This is a genomic window from Pseudomonas zanjanensis, from assembly GCF_014268745.2.
GTDB classification, from domain to species: Bacteria; Pseudomonadota; Gammaproteobacteria; order Pseudomonadales; family Pseudomonadaceae; genus Aquipseudomonas; species Aquipseudomonas zanjanensis.
Genome location: NZ_JABWRB020000004.1, coordinates 90,341 through 110,357, shown reverse-complemented (window position 1 = coordinate 110,357; position 20,017 = coordinate 90,341). Strand labels below are relative to the sequence as shown.

Genomic DNA, 20,017 nt, shown 5'->3' with positions numbered 1-20,017 from the left:
GAGGCGAAAACGGGATCAAAGATGGATGACGGCCAGGTCCAGGCGGCCATAGTCGCCTTCGGCTTGTTCGCTTCTTGGAGGGACGTGATGGGTTTTCATCACTTGGTCACCTTGCAGGGTTTCCAGATGAATATCGAAGCCCCAGAGCCGATGCAGGTGCTTGAGCACTTCATCGGTGGAGTCACCAAGAGGTTTACGGTTGTGGGCCTGGTGGCGCAGGGTCAGCGAGCGGTCTCCGCGGCGATCGATGCTGTAGATCTGCACATTGGGTTCGCGGTTACCCAGGTTGTACTGCGCCGCCAGGGTTTCGCGGATGATGCGGTAGCCGCTCTCATCATGAATGGCAGGAACCACCAAGTCATCCTTCTGATCGTCATCAAGGATGCTGAACAATTTCAGGTCGCGGATCACCTTGGGTGAGAGGTACTGCAGGATGAAGCTTTCGTCCTTGAAGCTGCTCATGGCGAATTTGATGGCGGACAACCAGTCCGAGCCGGCGATCTCAGGGAACCAGCGACGATCTTCCTCGGTCGGGTTTTCGCACATGCGCCGGATGTCGCGGTACATGGCGAAGCCCAGTGCGTAAGGATTGATGCCACTGTAGTACGGGCTGTCGAAGCCAGGTTGGAACACCACGCTGGTATGGGACGTCAGGAACTCCATCATGAAGCCGTCGGTGACCAGGCCCTCGTCGTACAGGTCGTTCATCAGCGTGTAGTGCCAGAACGTGGCCCAGCCTTCGTTCATCACCTGGGTCTGGCGCTGTGGATAGAAGTACTGGGCAATCTTGCGCACGATGCGCACGATTTCCCGCTGCCACGGCTCCAGCAACGGCGCATGTTTTTCAATGAAATATAGAATGTTCTCCTGGGGCTCGGCCGGGAAACGGGCATTGTCTTTTTCGTTGTACTTGTCGGCACCTTTGGGAATGGTGCGCCATAGATCGTTGATCTGTTTTTGCAGGTGCTCTTCGCGGTCCTTCTGGCGCCGACGTTCCTCTTCGGCGGAAATCGGATAGGGGCGCTTGTAGCGATCCACGCCGTAGTTCATCAGGGCGTGGCAGGAGTCCAGCAAGTCCTCCACCGCGTCGATCCCATGGCGCTCCTCGCATTGCATGATGTACTGCTTGGCGAACACCAGGTAATCGATGATCGAACTGGCATCGGTCCACGTGCGGAACAGGTAGTTGCCCTTGAAGAAGCTGTTGTGCCCGTAGCAGGCGTGCGCCACCACCAAAGCCTGCATGCAGATGGTGTTTTCTTCCATCAAGTAGGCGATGCATGGGTCGGAATTGATCACGATCTCATAGGCCAGCCCCATCTGGCCTCGGCTGTAGGATTTCTCGGTACTGAGGAAATGCTTGCCGTAGGACCAATGGTGATAGCCCAGCGGCATGCCGACCGACGCGTAGGCGTCCATCATTTGCTCGGCGGTGATCACCTCGATCTGGTTTGGGTAGGTGTCCAGGGCATAACGGTCCGCGATACGGCTGATTTCGCGGTCGTAGGCCTTGATCAGCTCGAACGTCCATTCGGAGCCGGTGGAAATGGGCTGGCGCTTCTGCTCTTTTTTGGCGGTCATGTCACTAACCTGCGCTGGAAGAGTTCACGGAAGACCGGGTAGATATCCCCGGCCGAGACCAGTTGCTGTTGGGCAAACGTGTCGGAAAATGCTTCGGCAATCCGTTCGTATTCGTACCACAAGGCCTGGTGTTCCCGTGGGGTAATTTCCACATAGGTGTAGTACTGGACGAACGGCATGATCTGGTTGATCAGGATGTCACGGCAGATCGGCGAATCGTCGTTCCAGTTGTCACCGTCCGACGCCTGGGCCGCATAGATGTTCCATTCGTTGGCTGGGTAGCGTTCGGCCATGATTTCCTGCATCAGCTTCAGGGCGCTGGACACAATGGTGCCGCCTGTCTCCCTGGAGTAGAAAAACTCCTCTTCATCCACTTCCCGGGCGCTGGTGTGGTGGCGGATGAACACCACGTCGATCTTGTCGTAATTCCGTTTCAGGAACAGGTACAACAGGATGAAGAAGCGCTTGGCGATGTCCTTGGTCGCTTGGGTCATGGAGCCGGATACGTCCATCAGGCAGAACATCACCGCCTTGGAACTGGGGTTTGGCTGTTTCACCAGCAGGTTGTACTTGAGGTCGAAGGTGTCGAGGAACGGGACGCGATGGATGCGGGCGCTAAGCTTCTCGATTTCCGCTTCGAGGTCTTGAATATCGCCGAAATTGTCGGGTTCTTCGCGTTTGAGGCGAGCCAGTTCTTCCTTGGCTTCGCGCAGTTTTGCCCGGCTGCTGCCCGACAGCGCGATGCGCCGGGCGTGGGCGGAGCGAAGGGTGCGGATGATGTTGATGCGTGATGGGTTGCCTTCATTGCTGATACCGGCACGCACGGTCTTGAAGGTGTCGGTGCCGGTCAGGTTGCGCTTGACCAGGTTCGGCAGCTCCAGGTCCTCGAACATGAACTCCAGGAATTCCTCCTGGGTGATCTGAAAGACGAACTCATCCATGCCTTCGCCGGAGTTGCCGGCCTTGCCGGGGCCTTTGCCGCCACCTCCGCCTTGGGGACGGGGGATATGCTCGCCACTGGTGAACTCCTTGTTGCCAGGGTGCACGACGGTCTGCTTGCCGCCGCGCCCATGGTGCAGCACCGGCTCGTCGATGTCGCGGCCGGGGATGCTGATCTGTTCGCCGTGTTCCATGTCGGTAATGGAGCGTCGGCTGACCGCCTCTTCAACGGCCTTCTTGATGTGGTCACGGTAACGCCGCAGAAACCGCTGGCGGTTCACCGTACTTTTGTTCTTGCCATTAAGGCGTCGGTCGATCACATAGCTCATAGGCCCCTCCGGGGGAGCTTCAAGTCGTGAGCTACAAGCTGCAAGTAAAAGCAGGCGCCCGTGCCCAGGGCTCACGCGCTTTTCTCTTGCAGCTTATAGCTTGTAGCTTGTCGCTGTACTACTGCGATTTCCGGACCCGCAGGTACCACTCGGAAAGCAGTCGTACCTGTTTGTCGGTGTAGCCACGTTCGACCATGCGTGTGACGAAGTCGTTGTGTTTTTGCTGGTCCTCCTTGCTGGCCTTGGCGTTGAAGCTGATAACGGGCAGCAGGTCTTCGGTGTTGGAGAACATTTTCTTCTCGATGACCACCCGCAGCTTTTCATAGCTGAGCCAGGTTGGGTTCTTGCCGTTGTTGTTGGCCCGGGCGCGCAGCACGAAGTTGACGATTTCGTTGCGGAAGTCCTTCGGATTGCTGATGCCGGCTGGTTTCTCGATTTTTTCCAGTTCCTCGTTGAGGGCCACGCGGTTGAGTATCTCGCCGGTTTCCGGGTCGCGGTATTCCTGGTCCTGGATCCAGAAGTCTGCATACAGCACATAGCGGTCGAAGATGTTCTGGCCATATTCGCTGTAGGACTCCAGGTACGCCGTCTGGATCTCCTTGCCAATGAACTCGATGTAGCGCGGTGCCAGGTATTCCTTCAAGAAGCGCAGGTAGCGTTCGCGGGTTTCGGCCTGGAATTGCTCCTGCTCGATCTGCTGTTCCAGCACATACAGCAGGTGAACCGGGTTGGCCGCGATCTCGTGGGGGTCGAAGTTGAAGACCTTGGACAGGATCTTGAACGCGAAGCGCGTGGACAGCCCGTTCATCCCTTCGTCCACACCCGCGTTGTCGCGGTACTCCTGGATCGACTTGGCCTTGGGATCGGTGTCCTTGAGGTTTTCACCGTCGTACACGCGCATCTTCGAATAGATGTTGGAGTTTTCCGGTTCCTTGAGGCGCGACAGCACCGTGAACTGGGCCAGCATTTTCAGGGTGTCGGGGGCGCAATGAGCCTTGGACAGCGAACTGTTGAACAACAGCTTGTCGTAGATCTTCACCTCATCGCTCACTCGCAGGCAGTACGGCACCTTGACGATATAGATCCGGTCGATGAAGGCTTCGTTGTTCTTGTTGTTGCGGAAGGTATGCCATTCCGATTCGTTGGAGTGAGCCAGCAGGATGCCGGTAAACGGAATGGCCCCCAGACCCTCGGTACTGTTGTAGTTGCCTTCCTGGGTGGCGGTCAGCAGCGGGTGCAGGACCTTGATGGGTGCCTTGAACATTTCGACGAATTCCATCAGGCCCTGGTTGGCCCGGCACAGCGCACCCGAATAGCTGTAGGCGTCGGCGTCGTTCTGTGGGAATTCTTCCAGTTTGCGGATATCGACCTTACCCACCAGGGCCGAGATGTCCTGGTTGTTTTCGTCGCCTGGCTCGGTCTTGGCGACCGCGATCTGATTGAGGATCGAGGGGTAGAGCTTGACCACCCGGAACTGGCTGATATCACCGCCGAACTCGGCCAGGCGCTTGGTCGCCCATGGCGACATGATGGTATTGAGGTAGCGGCGTGGAATGCCGAAGTCTTCTTCGAGGATCGCGCCGTCCTCGGTGGCGTTGAACAGCCCCAGGGGCGATTCGAACACCGGCGAGCCCTTGATGGCATAGAAGGGCACTTTTTCGATCAGTTGCTTGAGTTTTTCGGCCAGGGACGATTTACCGCCACCTACGGGGCCGAGCAGATAAAGGATCTGCTTCTTCTCTTCCAGGCCTTGGGCGGCGTGGCGGAAATAGGACACGATCTGTTCGATGCATTCTTCCATCCCGTGGAAGTCCGCAAAGGCCGGATAGCGGCGAATCACCTTGTTGGAAAAGATGCGCGAGAGCCTCGAGTTGGTCGAGGTATCCAGCAGCTCCGGTTCTCCGATGGCCAGCAACAGACGCTCCGCAGCCGACACATAGGCACTGCGGTCCTGCTTGCAGAGTTCGAGGTATTCCTGCAGCGAGTATTCCTCTTGCCGCGTGGACTCGAAACGTTGCTGGAAGTGGCTAAAAATGCTCATGACGTCACCTCGCTCGATACGTGGAGCCGGTGTCGGATCAATCAGTCGATGCTGGACAGCCCCTGGGGACCCAGTTGCCGTTTACCCCCCAGAATGCTTTCAAGAATGCAGGCTCCTGAAAGCTGACTCCCGATGACCCGCGCGCCGGTGTACCGGCTCTCCCCTGTTTTGGATGGCCTGAGGCTAAGGATAGTTCGGAATCGGGGAGGTAAAGGTGGAATACGTAATTAGTTGTGGCAGACCGTTCGTCTGCCATCGCTCAAGCCCACGGTTCACGCGGGCTTGGCCGGGATAAAAAATTATTCGTGGGTGCCTTGCGCTGTTTCTGCAGGATAAGTCGCACGCCATAGCTCAAATCCGCCGTCGAGGCTGTAGACGTCGCTGAAGCCCTGGCTGATCAGATAAGCGGCTGCGCTCTGGCTGGAATTGCCGTGATAGCAGACCACGACCGTGGGCGCATCGAGGTCGGCGGCACGGATGAAATCGGCAATGGAGTGGTTATCCAGATGTTTGGAGCCACGGATATGCAAAGCGGCAAAAGTGGCCGGGTCGCGGACATCGACGACGACCGCGCCTTGCTCGCGCAGGGTCTGGGCCTGTTCCGGGGGGATGCGTTTGAATTCGGTCATGGGGGACTCCTGTAGCGTGGGCGCAACGCCGGTCAAACGGCGGTGCCGGCCGGCGATGGTGCTGTGGCTGGGGGGTGGGTTTTGGCGTGGCCCTGTTCGTCGCAATCGCAGCGCAGTTGCTCGCCGGTGTCGATGTTCATCAGCGTCAGGGCGCTGCCCCACACGCAGCCGGTATCGAGGGCGAAGACGCCGGGTTCGTCGCACTGGCCTTCCAGCGCCGCCCAGTGTCCGAAAATGATCTTCAGGTGACGGGTCTTGCGCTCGCTGTGCTTGAACCACGGGGCATAGCCGGGTGGTGCGGTCTCGATGCCTTCCTTGCCCTTGAGGTCGAGCTTGCCGTCGCGGGTGCAGAAGCGCATCCGCGTGAAGTAATTGGTGATGACGCGAAGGCGGGCGCTGCCGGTGAGGTCGTTGTCCCACTTGACCGGCTCGTTGCCGTACATGCCATCCAGGTAGGGTGCGAACAAATTGTCGTCGCGTAATGCCTGTTCCACCTCGGCGGCGCACTTGAGCGCCTTGCGCAGGGACCACTGGGGCGGGATGCCGGCATGGACCATCGCCAGGTTGCGCTGCTCGTCGTAGTGCATGAGCTTTTGCTGGCGCAGCCACTCCAGCAATTCAACGCAATCGGGGGCGGCGAGGATTTCGCTCAAGGTATCGGATTTTTTCAGGCGCTCGATGTTCTGCCAGGTGGCCAGCAGGTGCAGGTCGTGGTTGCCGAGTACGCACACCACTGACTGGCGGATACTGTGTAGAAAGCGCAGCGTCTCAAGAGACTGCGGGCCGCGGTTGACCAGGTCACCCACCAGCCACAGCGTGTCTTTTTGTGGATCGAAGGCGACGCGCTCCAATAGACACTTGAGCGGGTCGAGGCAGCCCTGCAGGTCGCCGACCGCGTAGGTGGCCATTAGTGCAAGGCCCCGGGCACAGCCAGGCGAAAGGGCTTGATGACAGCATCGAAGCGTGTGCCGTCCTCGGCCAGCATTTGGTAGGTGCCCTGCATGGTGCCGACCTTGGTGGTCATCACCGTCCCGCTGCTGTAGCTGTGGCTTTTACCGGCGTCGATCAATGGTTGCTGGCCGACCACGCCTTCACCACGCACTTCTTCGACGTGACCGTCGCCGTCGGTGATGACCCAGTGCCGCGACAACAGCCTGGCCGGCAACGAACCGTTGTTGCTTACGGTAATGCTGTAGGCGAAGGCGAAGCGGTCATGTTCGGGTTGCGACTGTTCTGCCAGAAAACGGGTGGTGACGCTGACGTCGACTTGGTAACGAGGATCAGACATGCAAATAAGGCCTTAAAAACGAAGCGGGACGCGGGCGCGACTCAGGAGATGAGTCTAGGCCAAGTATCGGGTAGTAGACCAGACTGGCGTACTGCCCGATAGCGCTCGACCTCTGTTCAGTTGGCGTCGGCTTGCGGGGCGGCTTGTTCGCTGAGCTTGTCGGCCAAGCGTACGAACGCCGCCAGGTCCAACTGCTCGGGGCGCAGGCTGCCATCAACGCCGGCGGCTTCGATTTCGGCGCTGCTGAGCAACAGTTTCAAGGTGTTGCGCAGGGTCTTGCGGCGCTGGTTGAACGCTTCGCGCACCACCCGCTCCAGCAGGCGATGATCCTTGGCCGGGTGCGGCAGGACGGCATGAGGCACCAGGCGGACGATGGCCGAGTCGACTTTCGGCGGCGGGTTGAATGCACCCGGGCCTACGTTGAACAGGTGTTCGACCCGGCAATGGTACTGGACCATGATTGACAGGCGACCCCAGTCTCCACCGCCAGGGCCGGCGGCTAGACGTTCGACCACTTCTTTTTGCAGCATGAAGTGCATATCGCGGATCAGGCCGGCATTGCTCAGCAGATGGAAGATCAGCGGCGTGGAGATGTTGTACGGCAGGTTGCCCACTACCCGCAGGCTGTTCGGCGCGGCGTTCAGGCTATTGAAGTCGAACTTCAGCGCGTCGCCCTGGTGCAGGTTGAAGTTGCTCTTGCCGGCGAACTGCTGGTTGAGGATCGGGACCAGGTCTTTATCCAGCTCCACCACGTCCAGTTGTGCGCCGCTGTCGAGCAGGCCCTCGGTCAGGGCGCCCTGGCCCGGCCCGATTTCCAGCAAACGGTCGTCGGGCTTGGCCCGGATGGAGCGCAGGATGCGATCGATCACGCCGGCGTCATGCAGGAAGTTCTGGCCGAAGCGCTTGCGCGCGCGGTGTTGGTATTGCTCGGTCATAAATGGGTCTCGGCCATCTGGTAGGCGGTTTCCAGCGCGACTTGCAGGCTGCCGGTATCGATCTTGCCGCTGCCGGCCAGGTCCAGGGCGGTGCCATGGTCCACGGAGGTGCGGATGATCGGCAGGCCCAACGTCACGTTGACTGCCGCGCCGAAGCCTTTGTACTTCAGCACGGGCAGGCCCTGGTCGTGGTACATCGCCAGCACCGCATCGCAGTGCTCCAGATATTTGGGGGTAAACAGAGTGTCGGCAGGCAGCGGGCCACGCAGGTCCATGCCCTCGCTGCGCAAGCGCTCCAACGTGGGTTCTATGATGTCGATTTCTTCTCGGCCCAGGTGTCCGCCTTCACCGGCATGGGGGTTGAGTCCACAGACCAGGATGCGCGGTCGGGCGATGCCGAATTTTTCCTGGAGGTCGGCGTGCAGGATGCGCGTGACCCGTTCCAGGCGTTCCGGGGTGATGGCGTCGGCGATGTCCCGCAAGGGCAGGTGAGTGGTTACCAGGGCCACGCGCAGGCCACGAGTGGCGAGCATCATCACCACTTGCGCGGTGTGGGTCAGCTCCGCCAGGAATTCGGTGTGCCCGGAAAAGGCAATCCCGGATTCGTTGATCACGCCCTTGTGCACCGGCGCGGTGATCATGCCTGCGAACGCCTCATCCAGGCAGCCTTGACCGGCGCGGGTCAGGGTTTGCAGGACGAACGCGGCGTTGGCCTGGTCCAATTGCCCGGTGACGACCGGGGCGCCCAACGGCGTATCCCATACGTACAGGCTGTTGGCGGGCGCTGGAATATCCGGCCAGGCCTGCGGCGTCACCGGCAACAGGTCGACGACCACCCCCAGTTGCGCGGCCCGCTCAAGGAGCAGGTCGCGGCTGGTGATGGCAATCAGGGGATGCGGCTGGGGTTGCGAGGCGAGCAGCAGGCACAGGTCGGGACCGATGCCGGCTGGTTCGCCGGGTGTCAGCGCGAAACGCTTGGGTTTCACTGCGCTGCCTGGTCTGCACCAGGAAGTTTGATTTCAACGTAGGCTTCGTCGCGAATCTGACGCAGCCAGGTTTGCAGCTCTTCGTCGTATTTGCGGTTACGCAGTACGGTCATCGCCTGCTGTTCGCGCGCCTGGGTGGTGCTGTCGGTGGCGCGACGGCCGAGGACTTCCAGTACGTGCCAGCCATAAGGGCTCTTGAACGGCTTGGACAGCTGGCCTTGCGGCGTATCAGCCATGACCTGGCGGAACTCGGGAACCAGGGCATTTGGGTCAACCCAGTTCAGGTCGCCGCCGTTGAGGGCCGAACCCGGGTCTTCCGAGAAGCTCTTCGCCAGTTCGGCGAAGTCTTCACCCGCTTCGATGCGGTCGTAGAGTTTCTCCGCCAGACGCTTGGTCTCGGCTTCGCTGCGAATCTCGCTTGGCTTGATCAGGATGTGGCGAACATGAACTTCGTCACGGACCTGGGTTCCGCCACCGCGTTTTTCCAGCACTTTCAGGATAATGAAGCCACCAGGGGTACGTGCTGGCTGGGTGATGTCGCCGACGGCCATGGCGCTCAGCTCGCGGTCGAACGGAGGTGGCAGTTGAGCGGGCTTGCGCCAGCCCATGTCGCCGCCTTCCAGGGCGTTGTCGCTGCCCGACTTGGCAATGGCCATCTGGCCGAAGTCGGCCCCTTGCTTGAGCTGCTGGTAGACATCCATTGCCTGGCGATAAGCACTTTGAATAGCTTCGGAGTTAGCGCTTTCCGGGGTAGGAATCAGGATGTTCGCCAGGTGCAGTTCTTCGGAAAGCTGCATCTTGCCCAAGTCGGAGGCGAGGAAGTTTTTCACTTCCTGTTCCGACACCTGGATGCGTTCGGCGACACGGCGCTGACGCACACGGCTGATGACCATTTCGCGGCGGATCTGATCGCGGGCGTCCTCGTAGGAGAGGCCGTCGCGAGCCAGGGCGGCGCGGAACTGGTCGATGCTCATGTTATTGCGCTGGGCAATGGTGCCGACGGCCTGGTTCAGTTCTTCATCGGTGATGCGGATGCCGGAACGCTCGCCGATCTGCAATTGCAGGTTTTCGACGATCAGGCGTTCGAGCACTTGCTGGTCCAGCACGCCCGGAGGCGGCAGGCCTCCGCCGCGCTTGGCGATGGTTTGCTGCACTTCATGGACGCGCTGGTCCAGTTGGCTCTGCATGACCACGTCGTTGTCGACGATGGCCACTACCTTGTCGATGGACTGTACCGCGGCGTTGGCTGCGGTACCCAGGAACAGCGCGCCCAACATCAGCGGGCGCAGACAATCAGAAAGCTTGGTCTTCACGTTCACGATAACCTTGGATGCCTTTGTCGAGGAAGCTCTCTACCTTGGCGCCAGTCAGGCCGCCGAGTCCCTTCAGAACAATTTGGAGGAAGATGCCGTGGTCGCCTTTTTCGTTTTCCGGGGCGGCTTGACTGAACTCTTCGTAGTCGACCCAGTAACGGTTGATCAGGCGCAGTTTCCAGCAGCAGTTGTCGTATTCGAAACCACCGAAGGCTTCCAGGGTACGGTTGCGGTTGTAGTCATACTGCCAGCGGCTGATGAGGTTCCACTGTGGCACGATCGGCCAGATGACCGAGAAGTCGTGCTGCTTGATCTTGTAGTAGTCCTTCACGTAGTCCGCATCGCCCGGGCGACCATAGTCGCCACCGCCCACTTGCCATTGGCCAGTCGCCTCGTCGTAGCGGACCTGGTCGTTGCGGTAGCGGTAACCGGCATTGATGACCTTGTTCGGGTTGTCTTCCGGCTGGTAATGGAACATCGCGCTACCCGAGCGAGGGCTGCGGGTGTCCGGGTCCCAGTTGTAGGTCGCGGTGGTGCGCCAGTCGCGGTTCCAGTGGTATTCGTATTCCAGTGCGTACGGCGAAACGTCCGACTTGGCGTCTTCTCGGGTATCGAAGTCGATGCCTGGCAGTTGGACTTTGCGATCCTTGAAATAAAACGCCTGGCCGACGGCGATACGTTGGCGTTCAAAGCCGTTCTCTTCAATCCAGCGACTGGTCACGCCTAGGGACAGTTTGTTCTCGTCCCCGACACGGTCAGAGCCGGTGAAGCGATTGTCGCGGAACAACGAGGAATAGCTAAAGGTCGATTCGCTGGTATCGAAGATAGGAATGTCGCTCTGGTCCTTCTCGGGTACATAGAGATAGAACAGGCGTGGTTCCAGAGTCTGACGATAGTTGGTGCCAAACCATTGCGTGTTGCGGTCGAAGTACAGACCGCTGTCGATGCTGGCGATAGGGACACTGCGGTTTGGCGTGCTGTCGTAGCCGTTTCCAACGACGCTTTTGCCCGTACCATCCAGATCCAAATCATATTGGGTGTATTGGTACTTGAGGGACGGCTTGAGATAGCCATAGGACGCGGTCATCGGCAGGCTCATAACCGGCGCGAGGTTCATGCGATTGCCGTTAGCCCGTGCCAGGCCGCGAACGTTGGTATCCAGCCACGGCTCGACGTTGCCGTCCTCATCGGTATAGTTGCCAGTGCGCAAATCACGGTCAAACCGTACCAACTCTGTCTTGTATGCGAAATCCAGCCCATACGGATGCTCCGGCAGGGCACCACTGAACGTGATCTGAGGCAGGCGGTTATACGGTGTGATCTTCGAAATCGTCGCCAGCTGGTAAGCCTGTGCATTCAAGCGGGCAACATAGTTGTCCCCCCGATAGCTGACGACCCCTTGCTGATTGACGCGATCATTGGTCTCGATACCAATCTGATCGCTTTTAAGATCCTGGAAATAGTAAGGATCGCTGATCTTGGTGTAGTCGACTTCCGTCAGCACGCGCGAATCGAGACCGCCCTTGTGCTGCCAGTTGTACATGTAGCGGGTCTTGTCGTAATCGCTCTGCCCGCTGCGCTCATCGTCTTCGTCGTTGAGGTACGCAGCACCGAACTGACCTTCGCTGGACTTGGTCAGGTAGCGGAACTCGCCTTCCATCAACAGGCCGCGCTTGGCCATGTAGCGTGGGTACAACGTGGCGTCGTAGTTCGGCGCCAGGTTGAAGTAGTACGGGGTGACCAGCAGGAAGCCGGTGTCGCTGCCGCTGCCGATGGTCGGCGGCAGGAAGCCGGACTGGCGACGGTCGTCGATCGGGAAATAGATGTATGGCGTGTACAGGACCGGGAAGTCCTTGACCCGCAGCGTCACGTTGGTCGCGGTGCCGAAACCGGTGGCCGGGTTCAAGGTGATGTTGTTGCCCTTGAGTGTCCAGGCATTGCTGCCCGGCTCGCATGTGGTGTACGTACCGTCCTTGAGGCGGATGATCGCGTTCTCGGCGCGCTTGGCGTACAGCGCGTTACCGCGGATGCGCGATTTGTGCATCACGTATTCGGCGTTGTCGACCTTGGCTTCGCCGGTGTCCAGCTGCACATCGGCGTGGTCGCCGACAATCAGCGCACCGTTGTCGCGAACCCGCACGTTGCCGCTCAGCTCGCCACGGTTCTCGGCCTGGTACAGGCTGGCCTCGTCGGCCTCGACCTGCATGCTGCCTTGGCGCATGACCACGTCGCCGGCCAGGGTCGCCACCTGTTCTTCCTGCTGATAGCGCGACGCCTTGGCGCCGAGGAAGGTGGGCGCGTCGCTCTTGGCCGTCTTGTCATCCATGCCAGGACGCGTCGGCTCGATATAGGCACCCGCACAGTAAGGACCGGTTTCAGCCAGTTGCGCCGGGGTGAGGTTCTCGCGTGGAACCCAATCCAGGTGGCTGTAGTCTGCACTGCGCGACTTCAAGCCACGGCCCTTGGCTTCGGTCACGAGCATCGGCTTTTCGCCGGCTTCCTCGCCCGAGCTGCTGTCGGCCACAGCGGCGCCGCTGTCGGAAACCGCACTGCCATCATGCACGGGACGCGGCGGCAACGCGGCAGCCGGTGTCTTGGGTGCACAGTCCCAGGCACCCGAAGCGGAGACGGAGCAGTCATACTGCTGCGCCGCGACGACGAATGAAGAGGCCAGGGGTTGCAGGGCCAGCAGACTGCCGGTGACCAGCAACGGAAATTTTTTACGAAACGCGGGGGATTTCAATGCCATCTTATTAGTCCGGGCTTCCTGCGTGCCATCTGCCCGCGGTGTGGGCCGCACGCCTCTCGATGGTCTGAAAAAGATGCTGGATAATAAAGCATGACCCGCTTGACGGCTAGCGCCGTCGGAGACCCTTGCAATGCCCGACCAAGATGTACGCTTGCAACACCTGAAACTTTGGCTCGATGAACAGCTGCCGATCCTTTTCACTCAACAGGGGTGGGGGGCTGTACCCCCGGCCACGTTGACCGCCGCCAGCAGTGACGCGAGTTTCCGGCGGTATTTCCGCTGGGAAGGCGAGGGCCGCACGTTGATCGTGATGGATGCGCCGCCGCCCCAGGAAAACTGCAAACCCTTCGTGGATATTGCTTTTTTACTGGCGAAATCCGGCATCAACGTGCCGAAAATTTATGCCGAAGACCTCGAGCGCGGCTTTCTTTTGCTCAACGACCTGGGCAACCAGACGTATCTGGACGTGATCGACGGTGAAAATGCCGACGATTTATTCGCAGATGCCCTGCAAGCCTTGTTGGCTTTCCAGCAACTGCCGATGGTCGCGCCGCTGCCGAGCTACGATGTCGCGTTGCTGCGTCGAGAGCTGGAACTGTTTCCCGAGTGGTACGTCAAGCGCGAGTTGGGCATCGAACTCGATTCGGCCCAGCAGCAACTCTGGCAGCAAGCCACCGAGCTGCTGATCGACAGCGCCTTGGCCCAGCCCAAAGTGCTGGTGCACCGCGACTACATGCCGCGCAACCTGATGCTCAGCGTGCCGAACCCCGGCGTGCTGGACTTTCAGGATGCGGTCTATGGCCCGGTGACCTATGACGTGACCTGCCTGTTCAAGGATGCCTTCCTCAGTTGGCCCGAGGCGCGGGTGCGCGGTTGGCTGGAGCGTTACTGGCAGCAGGCCGGCGCCCTGGGTATTCCCGTCCAGCCGGATCTTGAGGATTTCCTGCGGGCCAGCGATTTGATGGGCGTGCAGCGTCATCTCAAGGTCATCGGGATATTCGCGCGCATTTGCCATCGTGACGGCAAGCCACGTTACCTCGGCGATGTGCCGCGTTTCTTTGCCTATATAGAAGCGGTCATTGCCCGTCGTCCTGAGCTGGCACCGCTCGATGAGCTGCTTGGCAGCCTGCGGCAATCGGCCGGGGAAACGGCATGAAAGCGATGATCCTGGCCGCGGGCAAGGGCGAGCGCATGCGCCCCTTGACCCTGACCACGCCAAAGCCGTTGATTCGTGTGGGTGGCGTGCCCTTGATCGAATACCACTTGCGGGCGCTCGCCAAGGCCGGTTTCACCGAGGTCGTGATCAATCACGCCTGGCTCGGCCAACAGATCGAAGATCACTTGGGGGATGGTTCACGGTTTGGCGTGAACATCCGTTTTTCCCCCGAAGGCGAGCCGCTGGAAACCGGCGGTGGAATCTTTCGGGCCTTGCCGCTGCTGGGCGATGACGCGTTTTTGGTGGTGAACGGCGATGTCTGGACCGATTACGATTTCAGTGTATTGCGCAAGCCGCTGGAAGGACTGGCGCACCTGGTGCTGGTCGATAATCCTGAGCATCACCCGGGCGGTGATTTCACCCTGGTCGACGGAAAGGTTCACGATGAGCAAACACCTGCCGACAACCTGACCTATAGCGGCATCGCCGTCCTGCATCCGCAATTGTTCAATGGTTGCTCGGACGGTGCCTTCAAGCTTGCACCGCTGTTGCGCACGGCCATGGCCGAGGGGCGCGTCAGTGGCGAGCACCTGAAAGGGCATTGGGTCGATGTCGGTACCCATGAACGTTTGGCGCAGGTCGAAACCTTGATAGAAGCGAGCGGTTGATATGTGGTGGCCAGGGACTCTGATTGGAGCCGGGGCGGGCTTTGCCATAGCCAGCATCCCGGGGGCCATGCTCGGCGCGTTGTTAGGGCAGGCGCTGGACCGGCGCCTGAACCTGCAGGGTTGGGCGCAAATACGTGAGCGTCTGGGCGGACGCCCGGCGTTACGCAACGACGAATTATTGTTTGTGTTGCTCGGACGCCTGGCCAAATGCGACGGGCGTGTGGTCGATGGCCATATCCAGCAGGCTCGCCAGGAGATGCGGGCGCTGGACTTGAGCGAATCGGCGCAACGCCGGGCCATCGCGGCGTTCAACCGGGGCAAGTCCGGCAACGATCGCTTGCGCGGCTATATGCGTCGCCTGGCCGCCCAGCCCCATGCGGCCGAAGGGGTGTTGCGCGCCTGTTGGCGGATGGTCTGGGCCGACGGACGCGCCGGTGTCGGCGAGCGAGAACTGGTGACCCAATGGGGACGCTGGTTGGGTTGGACGCCGCAACAGGTCCAGGCGTTGGCGGCTGATTACGAACCGCAGAAACTGTCGCGGCCCAACGCCGGCGTGACCTATCAGGAGGCCTTGCGCCTGCTGGGGGTTTCGGCCACCAGCGAACCGTCGCAGATCAAGCGCGCGTATCGGCGCCTGCTCAGTCGGCATCACCCGGACAAGATTGCCGGCAGCGGTGCGACACCCTTGCAGGTGCGTGAAGCCACCGATAGAACCCGGGAATTGCATAACGCCTATCGGTTGATTCGCGAGCGACGGGATTTTCGTTAGTCTCACCCGCCTCTGTGGCGAGGGAGCTTGCTCCCGCTCGGCTGCGCAGCAGTCGCAATCCGGTTCACGCGATCGTTCTTTGAAGAGCGGCGGCGCCTGGTCTCAGGACCGCTTCGCAGTCCAGCGGGAGCAAGCTCCCTCGCCACGGTGGATGGTGGGCGCACACGCTGGACTAGCCTTTACTCCCCCGCTTTCTGCGGATCCAACCAACCCCGCACCCGCCGAAACAGCTGTTCCTGCTCCGCCGACCGGTTCGGCAGGGCCTTGAGGGACACTTGGCTGAATGTGGAACCTTTCAAGCGTTTGCTCCCCTGCAAGCGCTCCAGCGCCGCGTTGCGATCCAGCGCCTTGTCCATGTAGAAAATATCGGCGGTGGCCAGTTTCAAGGTCGGGGTCAGTTCGGCCAGGCCAGGCTTGGCGGTGACTGGCGTCTGGGCGGCCACCATCACGAAGCGTTCGACTTGCGCAGGCTGTTTTTCACTCAAGTAACGCGCGGCCCAATAGGCGCCGGTGCCATGGCCCAGCAACACGATGCGGCGTGCGCTTTGCTGTTCGGCGTAGGCCAGCGCCGCGTCGATGCGAGCGAAGATGCGCTCGGCATCGGCCCTGGCGTGCTCTTCATCGGCTTGGGCAACGACTGGGTCCACCGCATCGGCTTCGCCGCCGGCGACTTGTTCGATCGGTGCCGAAGTGGTCGCGTCCGGTGCCGCTGCAACGGCGTCGGCCGGTTTGGTCTCGGGCGGCGCTTCCACCACGCGCGGTGCAATGACGTCGCTTTGCAGGTCCGGCAGGGTGATACTCAGGCTGCTCCACTGGGCATCGGGCAGTTTTTTACGTAATGGGCCGACGACTTGAGGCCAGTCAGCCGTTTCGCCGGCACCGGGGATTATGATGACCGCACCCCTGGGGTCACTGGTATTGGCCGGTTTCCACAGCGCCAGGAAGGTGTCGCTGCCGGTCTGCAACTGTTGCTGTTCCTGGGGGGGAACCTTTCGTTCAAGTGCCGTCGCTTCCTCCTGGCTACGCTCGAGCAAGGGTTGGCGCTCGACGGGTTTCTCCTCGGCAGGTTGCTCGGCGACGGGGGCCGTTTCGCTGGCCTGGACAGAAAAGGCACTTGGCAGGATCAGCGACAGGCACAATGCTGGCAATGCCAGGCGATAAACAAAGGGCATCGGATATTCCATGACCAGAAGTATTTCCGGCAGCCTAATGGGTTGGTCAGTATTTGTCAGTGCATGAGACTTCAATGATGCGTTTTTGCTGCCTGTGGGTTATCGGCTGTTTATGGCTTCCCTTGATGGCGTGGGCCGCCCCCGCGCCGTCGTCGCCTGGGGTGCAATTGAATGCAGGGCAGCGCCAATGGCTGGTGCAACATCCACAATGGCGGGTCGGCCTGGTCTTGCAGGCGCCTTATGCGCAATACGACCGACGCTTGCAGCGGTTGTCCGGCACCAACGTCGAGTTGATGCAATGGCTGGGCAAGGCATTGAACGTCGAGCTGACCTGGCGCAATTTCCAGGACGTGGCGCAACTGGAAGCCGCGGTGCGCGCGGGTGAGGTGGACATCGCTCCCGGCCTGACCCAGTCCCCGGGCGGGCTCAAGCTCTGGCAGTTCTCCAACCCCTACATGCGTGTGCCGCAATTGATCGTCGGAGCGCAGAAGGGCGCCGAGGGGGTGGAGTTGGAAAAACTCGACGCCCAGGCCCGCGTCGCCGTGCGCATGCCCAGCGCCACGGCTGATTACTTGCGCAGCAACTACCCGACACTGAATCTGCAAGGTGTGCCGCTGGAGCGCGAGGCCCTGCAATTGCTGCTGACCCAGCAGGCCCGATACGCGGTGGTCGACGAGGCGCAACTTGGACGACTGATGGTCGAACCCGAGTTCGCCGAGCTGGCGGTGGTGGGCGACATTGGCCTGCCGCAGCTGCTGCGGGTCGCCACACGCCGGGATTGGCCGGAACTGGCCGAGATCATCGACAGCGGTTTGCAGGCAATCCCGGCCAAGGAGCTGGAGCAACTGCACAGCCGTTGGCTCAAGCCCAAATACCCGCGCCTGACCGAAACCCCGGGTTTCTGGCAGAACCTGACCCTGTTGATCCTGGCCTTGCTGCTCAGCAGTGTCGCCATCGTGTTCTGGCAGCGCCGCCAGCAACGTGGCCTGGAGCGCCGATTGCGCTCCGCGCGGGAAGACATCGCCCAGCGTACGGCCAGCGAGGAGGCCTTGCGCCTGACGCAGTTCTCCATCGATCAAAGCACGGTGGGCATCCTCTGGGTCAATTGGGACAGCCACGTGCGTTATGCCAACCGAGCGGCCGAAACCATGCTTGGCTACGCCTCGGGCGCCATTATTGACCGACCCCTGATTGACTTCGAACCGGGCTTGCACATGGATCGCTGGTTGAACCTGTGGAAGCGCGCCCGGGCCAGTGAAGACGGACCGCAGAGTTTCGAGACCGAATGCGTGCGAGCCGATGGCAGCATCCTGCCGACCGACGTTTCCCTGAGCTTCCTGCGTTTTCGCGACGCCGAATATTTGGTGGTCTACCTCAACGACGTGACCGAACGCCGACGTGCGCTGGCGGCGTTGCGCGAAAGTGAGGCGCGGTTGCAAGGGATCGCCGCCAATGTGCCCGGCCTGGTCTTTCGCCTGGAGCGGGCGCCGGTGACCGGCCAGATCGACTTCGCCTACAGCAGCGAAAGCCTGGTGGGCTATTCCCCTGCAACCCTGGCCCGCAGCGACACTGGGCTGCGCAGCCTGGTGCACCCGCAGGACAAGGCCGATTACCACCGTACCCAGGACCAGGCGCTGGATACCGACAGTGACTGGTCCTGGCAGGGCCGTATCCTGACCCGCGAAGGCCAGGAACGTTGGGCCGAGATCAAGGCAATCACCCGTCGCCTCGAGGATGGCGCTTACGTCTGGGACGGTATCGTTTGGGACATCACGAACAGCAAGCGCATCGAGCTGGAGCTGGCCAGCTCCCGGGAGCAATTGCGCGAATTGTCGGCACACTTGGAGAGTGTGCGGGAAGAGGAAAAGGCCCGTATTGCCCGGGAAGTTCATGATGAGCTGGGCCAGATGCTGACGGTGTTGAAGCTTGAAACATCCATGTGTGAGTTGGCCTATGCGCAACTCGACCCGGGTCTGCAGGAGCGGCTTAACAGCATGAAGCGCCTGATTGCCCAGTTGTTCCAACTGGTGCGGGACGTGGCGACGGCGTTGCGCCCGCCCATCCTGGATGCGGGCATTGCCTCGGCCATCGAATGGCAGGCCCGGCGCTTCGAGGCGCGCACGCAGATTCCTTGCCTGGTGCAGGTGCCGGACAACCTGCCAACCCTGAGCGACGCCAAGGCCATCGGCCTGTTTCGGATTCTCCAGGAGGCGCTGACCAACGTGATGCGCCATGCCCAGGCGCATACCGTGGAGTTGACGCTAGTCCAGCAAGGTGCTGATTTATGTCTGACGGTCAGCGACGACGGTGTAGGATTTATTGCCGATACGAGCCGGCCCACATCCTTTGGCTTGGTCGGCATGCGCGAACGGGTGCTGATCATGGGTGGGCAATTGGCCTTGGACAGCGAGCCGGGGGAGGGCACGACCCTGTCGGTGCGGGTGCCGCTGCATGAGGCCTGATGGTCTTGGGTTGCCTGGGCTGGCGCCTTCGCGAGCAAGCCCGCTCCCACCTTGTATCGGGGTGGATTCAAGATGTGTGTTTACCGCCGATCCATTGTGGGAGCGGGCTTGCTCGCGAAAGCGGTGTATCGGCTTGCAAGGACGTCGAGCGTAAAGTAGCCATTGCGAACCCGTTCGCGATGAGATTTTAAACCTGGAGAAGAACGTGATCCGTGTACTGGTAGCCGAAGACCACACCATTGTCCGCGAAGGCATCAAGCAGTTGATCGGCCTGGCCAAGGATCTGGTGGTGGTAGGGGAGGCGAGCAATGGCGAACAATTGCTCGAGACCCTGCGTCACGTGCCCTGCGAAGTAGTGCTGCTGGACATTTCCATGCCGGGGGTCAACGGCCTGGAGGCGATCCCACGGATCCGGGCGCTGAACAATCCGCCGGCTATCCTGGTGCTGTCGATGCATGATGAAGCGCAAATGGCTGCTCGCGCGCTTAAAGTCGGCGCCGCCGGCTACGCGACCAAGGACAGCGACCCGGCCCTGCTGCTCATGGCGATTCGCAAGGTCGCGGCCGGTGGACGCTACATCGACCCGGACCTGGCCGACCGCATGGTCTTCGAAGTCGGCCTCACCGATACGCGGCCGCTGCACTCGCTGTTGTCCGAACGCGAATTCTCGGTCTTCGAACGCCTGGCCCAGGGTGCCAACGTCAACGACATCGCCCAGCAACTGGCCCTGAGCAGCAAGACCATCAGCACCCACAAGGCGCGGCTGATGCAAAAGCTCAACATCACCTCATTGGCGGAACTGGTGAAATATGCGATGGAGCACAAGTTGCTCTAATCCTCACCACAATTTCCCCTGTGGGAGCGGGCTTGCTCGCGAAGACGGACTGACATTCAGCGATTTGTCGACTGACACTCCGCCTTCGCGAGCAAGCCCGCTCCCACAAGGAAGATGGGTAGGCATATCCATTTGCGACACGCCCCAACAGCGCTTTTGCCCCTA

At 60.7% G+C, this 20,017-nt stretch carries 16 protein-coding genes; 5 read left to right on the top strand and 11 right to left on the bottom strand.

Annotation, left to right across the window (positions count from 1 at the left end):
- Positions 1-15: 15 nt before the first annotated feature.
- From HU715_RS23220 to HU715_RS23175, 10 genes are all read right to left on the bottom strand, one after another.
- The gene (locus tag HU715_RS23220) at positions 16-1,581 is read right to left on the bottom strand and encodes a SpoVR family protein (protein ID WP_186706962.1); all 1,566 of its coding nucleotides are present in this window, start codon (positions 1,579-1,581) and stop codon (positions 16-18) included.
- Positions 1,578-2,849: a YeaH/YhbH family protein gene (locus HU715_RS23215; RefSeq protein WP_003206179.1), complete on the bottom strand. Its 1,272-nt coding sequence runs from the start codon at positions 2,847-2,849 to the stop codon at positions 1,578-1,580. Before HU715_RS23215 ends, HU715_RS23220 begins: the two co-directional genes overlap by 4 nt.
- Positions 2,850-2,967: 118 nt before the next feature.
- A complete protein-coding gene (locus tag HU715_RS23210) occupies positions 2,968-4,890 on the bottom strand; it encodes a PrkA family serine protein kinase (RefSeq protein ID WP_003177689.1) in 1,923 nt (640 codons plus the stop codon).
- A gap of 299 nt (positions 4,891-5,189) precedes the next feature.
- A complete protein-coding gene (gene glpE, locus HU715_RS23205; RefSeq protein ID WP_186706963.1) occupies positions 5,190-5,519 on the bottom strand; it encodes a thiosulfate sulfurtransferase GlpE in 330 nt (109 codons plus the stop codon).
- A gap of 32 nt (positions 5,520-5,551) precedes the next feature.
- Positions 5,552-6,427: a symmetrical bis(5'-nucleosyl)-tetraphosphatase gene (locus tag HU715_RS23200; protein ID WP_186706964.1), complete on the bottom strand. Its 876-nt coding sequence runs from the start codon at positions 6,425-6,427 to the stop codon at positions 5,552-5,554.
- A complete protein-coding gene (apaG, locus tag HU715_RS23195) occupies positions 6,427-6,807 on the bottom strand; it encodes a Co2+/Mg2+ efflux facilitator ApaG/CorD (protein ID WP_186706965.1) in 381 nt (126 codons plus the stop codon). Before apaG ends, HU715_RS23200 begins: the two co-directional genes overlap by 1 nt.
- A 116-nt stretch (positions 6,808-6,923) precedes the next feature.
- Positions 6,924-7,742: a 16S rRNA (adenine(1518)-N(6)/adenine(1519)-N(6))-dimethyltransferase RsmA gene (gene rsmA / locus HU715_RS23190; RefSeq protein WP_186706966.1), complete on the bottom strand. Its 819-nt coding sequence runs from the start codon at positions 7,740-7,742 to the stop codon at positions 6,924-6,926.
- Positions 7,739-8,728 carry a 4-hydroxythreonine-4-phosphate dehydrogenase PdxA gene (gene pdxA / locus HU715_RS23185; protein WP_186706967.1) on the bottom strand — a complete coding sequence of 330 codons (990 nt, stop codon included), beginning with the start codon at positions 8,726-8,728 and terminating at the stop codon, positions 7,739-7,741. The genes rsmA and pdxA overlap by 4 nt, the downstream gene beginning before the upstream one ends.
- Positions 8,725-10,041, bottom strand: a complete 1,317-nt coding sequence (surA, locus tag HU715_RS23180; protein WP_139197732.1) for a peptidylprolyl isomerase SurA — start codon at positions 10,039-10,041, stop codon at positions 8,725-8,727. The genes pdxA and surA overlap by 4 nt, the downstream gene beginning before the upstream one ends.
- Positions 10,022-12,790 (bottom strand): LPS-assembly protein LptD, encoded by a 2,769-nt coding sequence (locus tag HU715_RS23175; protein ID WP_186706968.1) that lies wholly within the window; start codon positions 12,788-12,790, stop codon positions 10,022-10,024. The genes surA and HU715_RS23175 overlap by 20 nt, the downstream gene beginning before the upstream one ends.
- Before the next feature lie 130 nt (positions 12,791-12,920).
- Here HU715_RS23175 and HU715_RS23170 point away from each other — a divergent pair, with 130 nt between their 5' ends.
- From HU715_RS23170 to HU715_RS23160, 3 genes are read left to right on the top strand one after another with little or no spacing between them, the layout of a single operon-like run.
- The gene (locus HU715_RS23170; protein ID WP_186706969.1) at positions 12,921-13,946 is read left to right on the top strand and encodes an aminoglycoside phosphotransferase family protein; all 1,026 of its coding nucleotides are present in this window, start codon (positions 12,921-12,923) and stop codon (positions 13,944-13,946) included.
- Positions 13,943-14,614, top strand: a complete 672-nt coding sequence (gene murU, locus HU715_RS23165; protein ID WP_186706970.1) for an N-acetylmuramate alpha-1-phosphate uridylyltransferase MurU — start codon at positions 13,943-13,945, stop codon at positions 14,612-14,614. Before HU715_RS23170 ends, murU begins: the two co-directional genes overlap by 4 nt.
- A gap of 1 nt (position 14,615) precedes the next feature.
- Positions 14,616-15,383, top strand: coding sequence for a TerB family tellurite resistance protein (locus HU715_RS23160; protein ID WP_186706971.1), 768 nt, complete (start codon positions 14,616-14,618; stop codon positions 15,381-15,383).
- Between the two features lie 179 nt (positions 15,384-15,562).
- On the opposite strand, the gene HU715_RS23155 is transcribed toward HU715_RS23160, so the two are convergent.
- Positions 15,563-16,555 (bottom strand): alpha/beta hydrolase family protein, encoded by a 993-nt coding sequence (locus HU715_RS23155; protein WP_186706972.1) that lies wholly within the window; start codon positions 16,553-16,555, stop codon positions 15,563-15,565.
- A gap of 74 nt (positions 16,556-16,629) precedes the next feature.
- Here HU715_RS23155 and HU715_RS23150 point away from each other — a divergent pair, with 74 nt between their 5' ends.
- Positions 16,630-19,017, top strand: coding sequence for a PAS domain-containing sensor histidine kinase (locus HU715_RS23150; protein WP_186706973.1), 2,388 nt, complete (start codon positions 16,630-16,632; stop codon positions 19,015-19,017).
- Positions 19,018-19,222: 205 nt separating this feature from the next.
- On the top strand, positions 19,223-19,852 hold the full coding sequence (locus HU715_RS23145; protein WP_003206156.1) for a response regulator: 630 nt from the start codon (positions 19,223-19,225) through the stop codon (positions 19,850-19,852).
- Positions 19,853-20,017 lie beyond the last annotated feature (165 nt).

Bases quoted from the DNA above. Each gene is read 5' to 3' on its own strand.
- HU715_RS23220 (WP_186706962.1), bottom strand. From the start codon at position 1,581: ATGACCGCCAAAAAAGAGCAGAAGCGCCAGCCCATTTCCACCGGCTCC.
- HU715_RS23215 (WP_003206179.1), bottom strand. From the start codon at position 2,849: ATGAGCTATGTGATCGACCGACGCCTTAATGGCAAGAACAAAAGTACG.
- HU715_RS23210 (WP_003177689.1), bottom strand. From the start codon at position 4,890: ATGAGCATTTTTAGCCACTTCCAGCAACGTTTCGAGTCCACGCGGCAA.
- glpE (WP_186706963.1), bottom strand. From the start codon at position 5,519: ATGACCGAATTCAAACGCATCCCCCCGGAACAGGCCCAGACCCTGCGC.
- HU715_RS23200 (WP_186706964.1), bottom strand. From the start codon at position 6,427: ATGGCCACCTACGCGGTCGGCGACCTGCAGGGCTGCCTCGACCCGCTC.
- apaG (WP_186706965.1), bottom strand. From the start codon at position 6,807: ATGTCTGATCCTCGTTACCAAGTCGACGTCAGCGTCACCACCCGTTTT.
- rsmA (WP_186706966.1), bottom strand. From the start codon at position 7,742: ATGACCGAGCAATACCAACACCGCGCGCGCAAGCGCTTCGGCCAGAAC.
- HU715_RS23175 (WP_186706968.1), bottom strand. From the start codon at position 12,790: ATGGCATTGAAATCCCCCGCGTTTCGTAAAAAATTTCCGTTGCTGGTC.
- HU715_RS23170 (WP_186706969.1), top strand. From the start codon at position 12,921: ATGCCCGACCAAGATGTACGCTTGCAACACCTGAAACTTTGGCTCGAT.
- murU (WP_186706970.1), top strand. From the start codon at position 13,943: ATGAAAGCGATGATCCTGGCCGCGGGCAAGGGCGAGCGCATGCGCCCC.
- HU715_RS23160 (WP_186706971.1), top strand. From the start codon at position 14,616: ATGTGGTGGCCAGGGACTCTGATTGGAGCCGGGGCGGGCTTTGCCATA.
- HU715_RS23155 (WP_186706972.1), bottom strand. From the start codon at position 16,555: ATGCCCTTTGTTTATCGCCTGGCATTGCCAGCATTGTGCCTGTCGCTG.
- HU715_RS23150 (WP_186706973.1), top strand. From the start codon at position 16,630: ATGATGCGTTTTTGCTGCCTGTGGGTTATCGGCTGTTTATGGCTTCCC.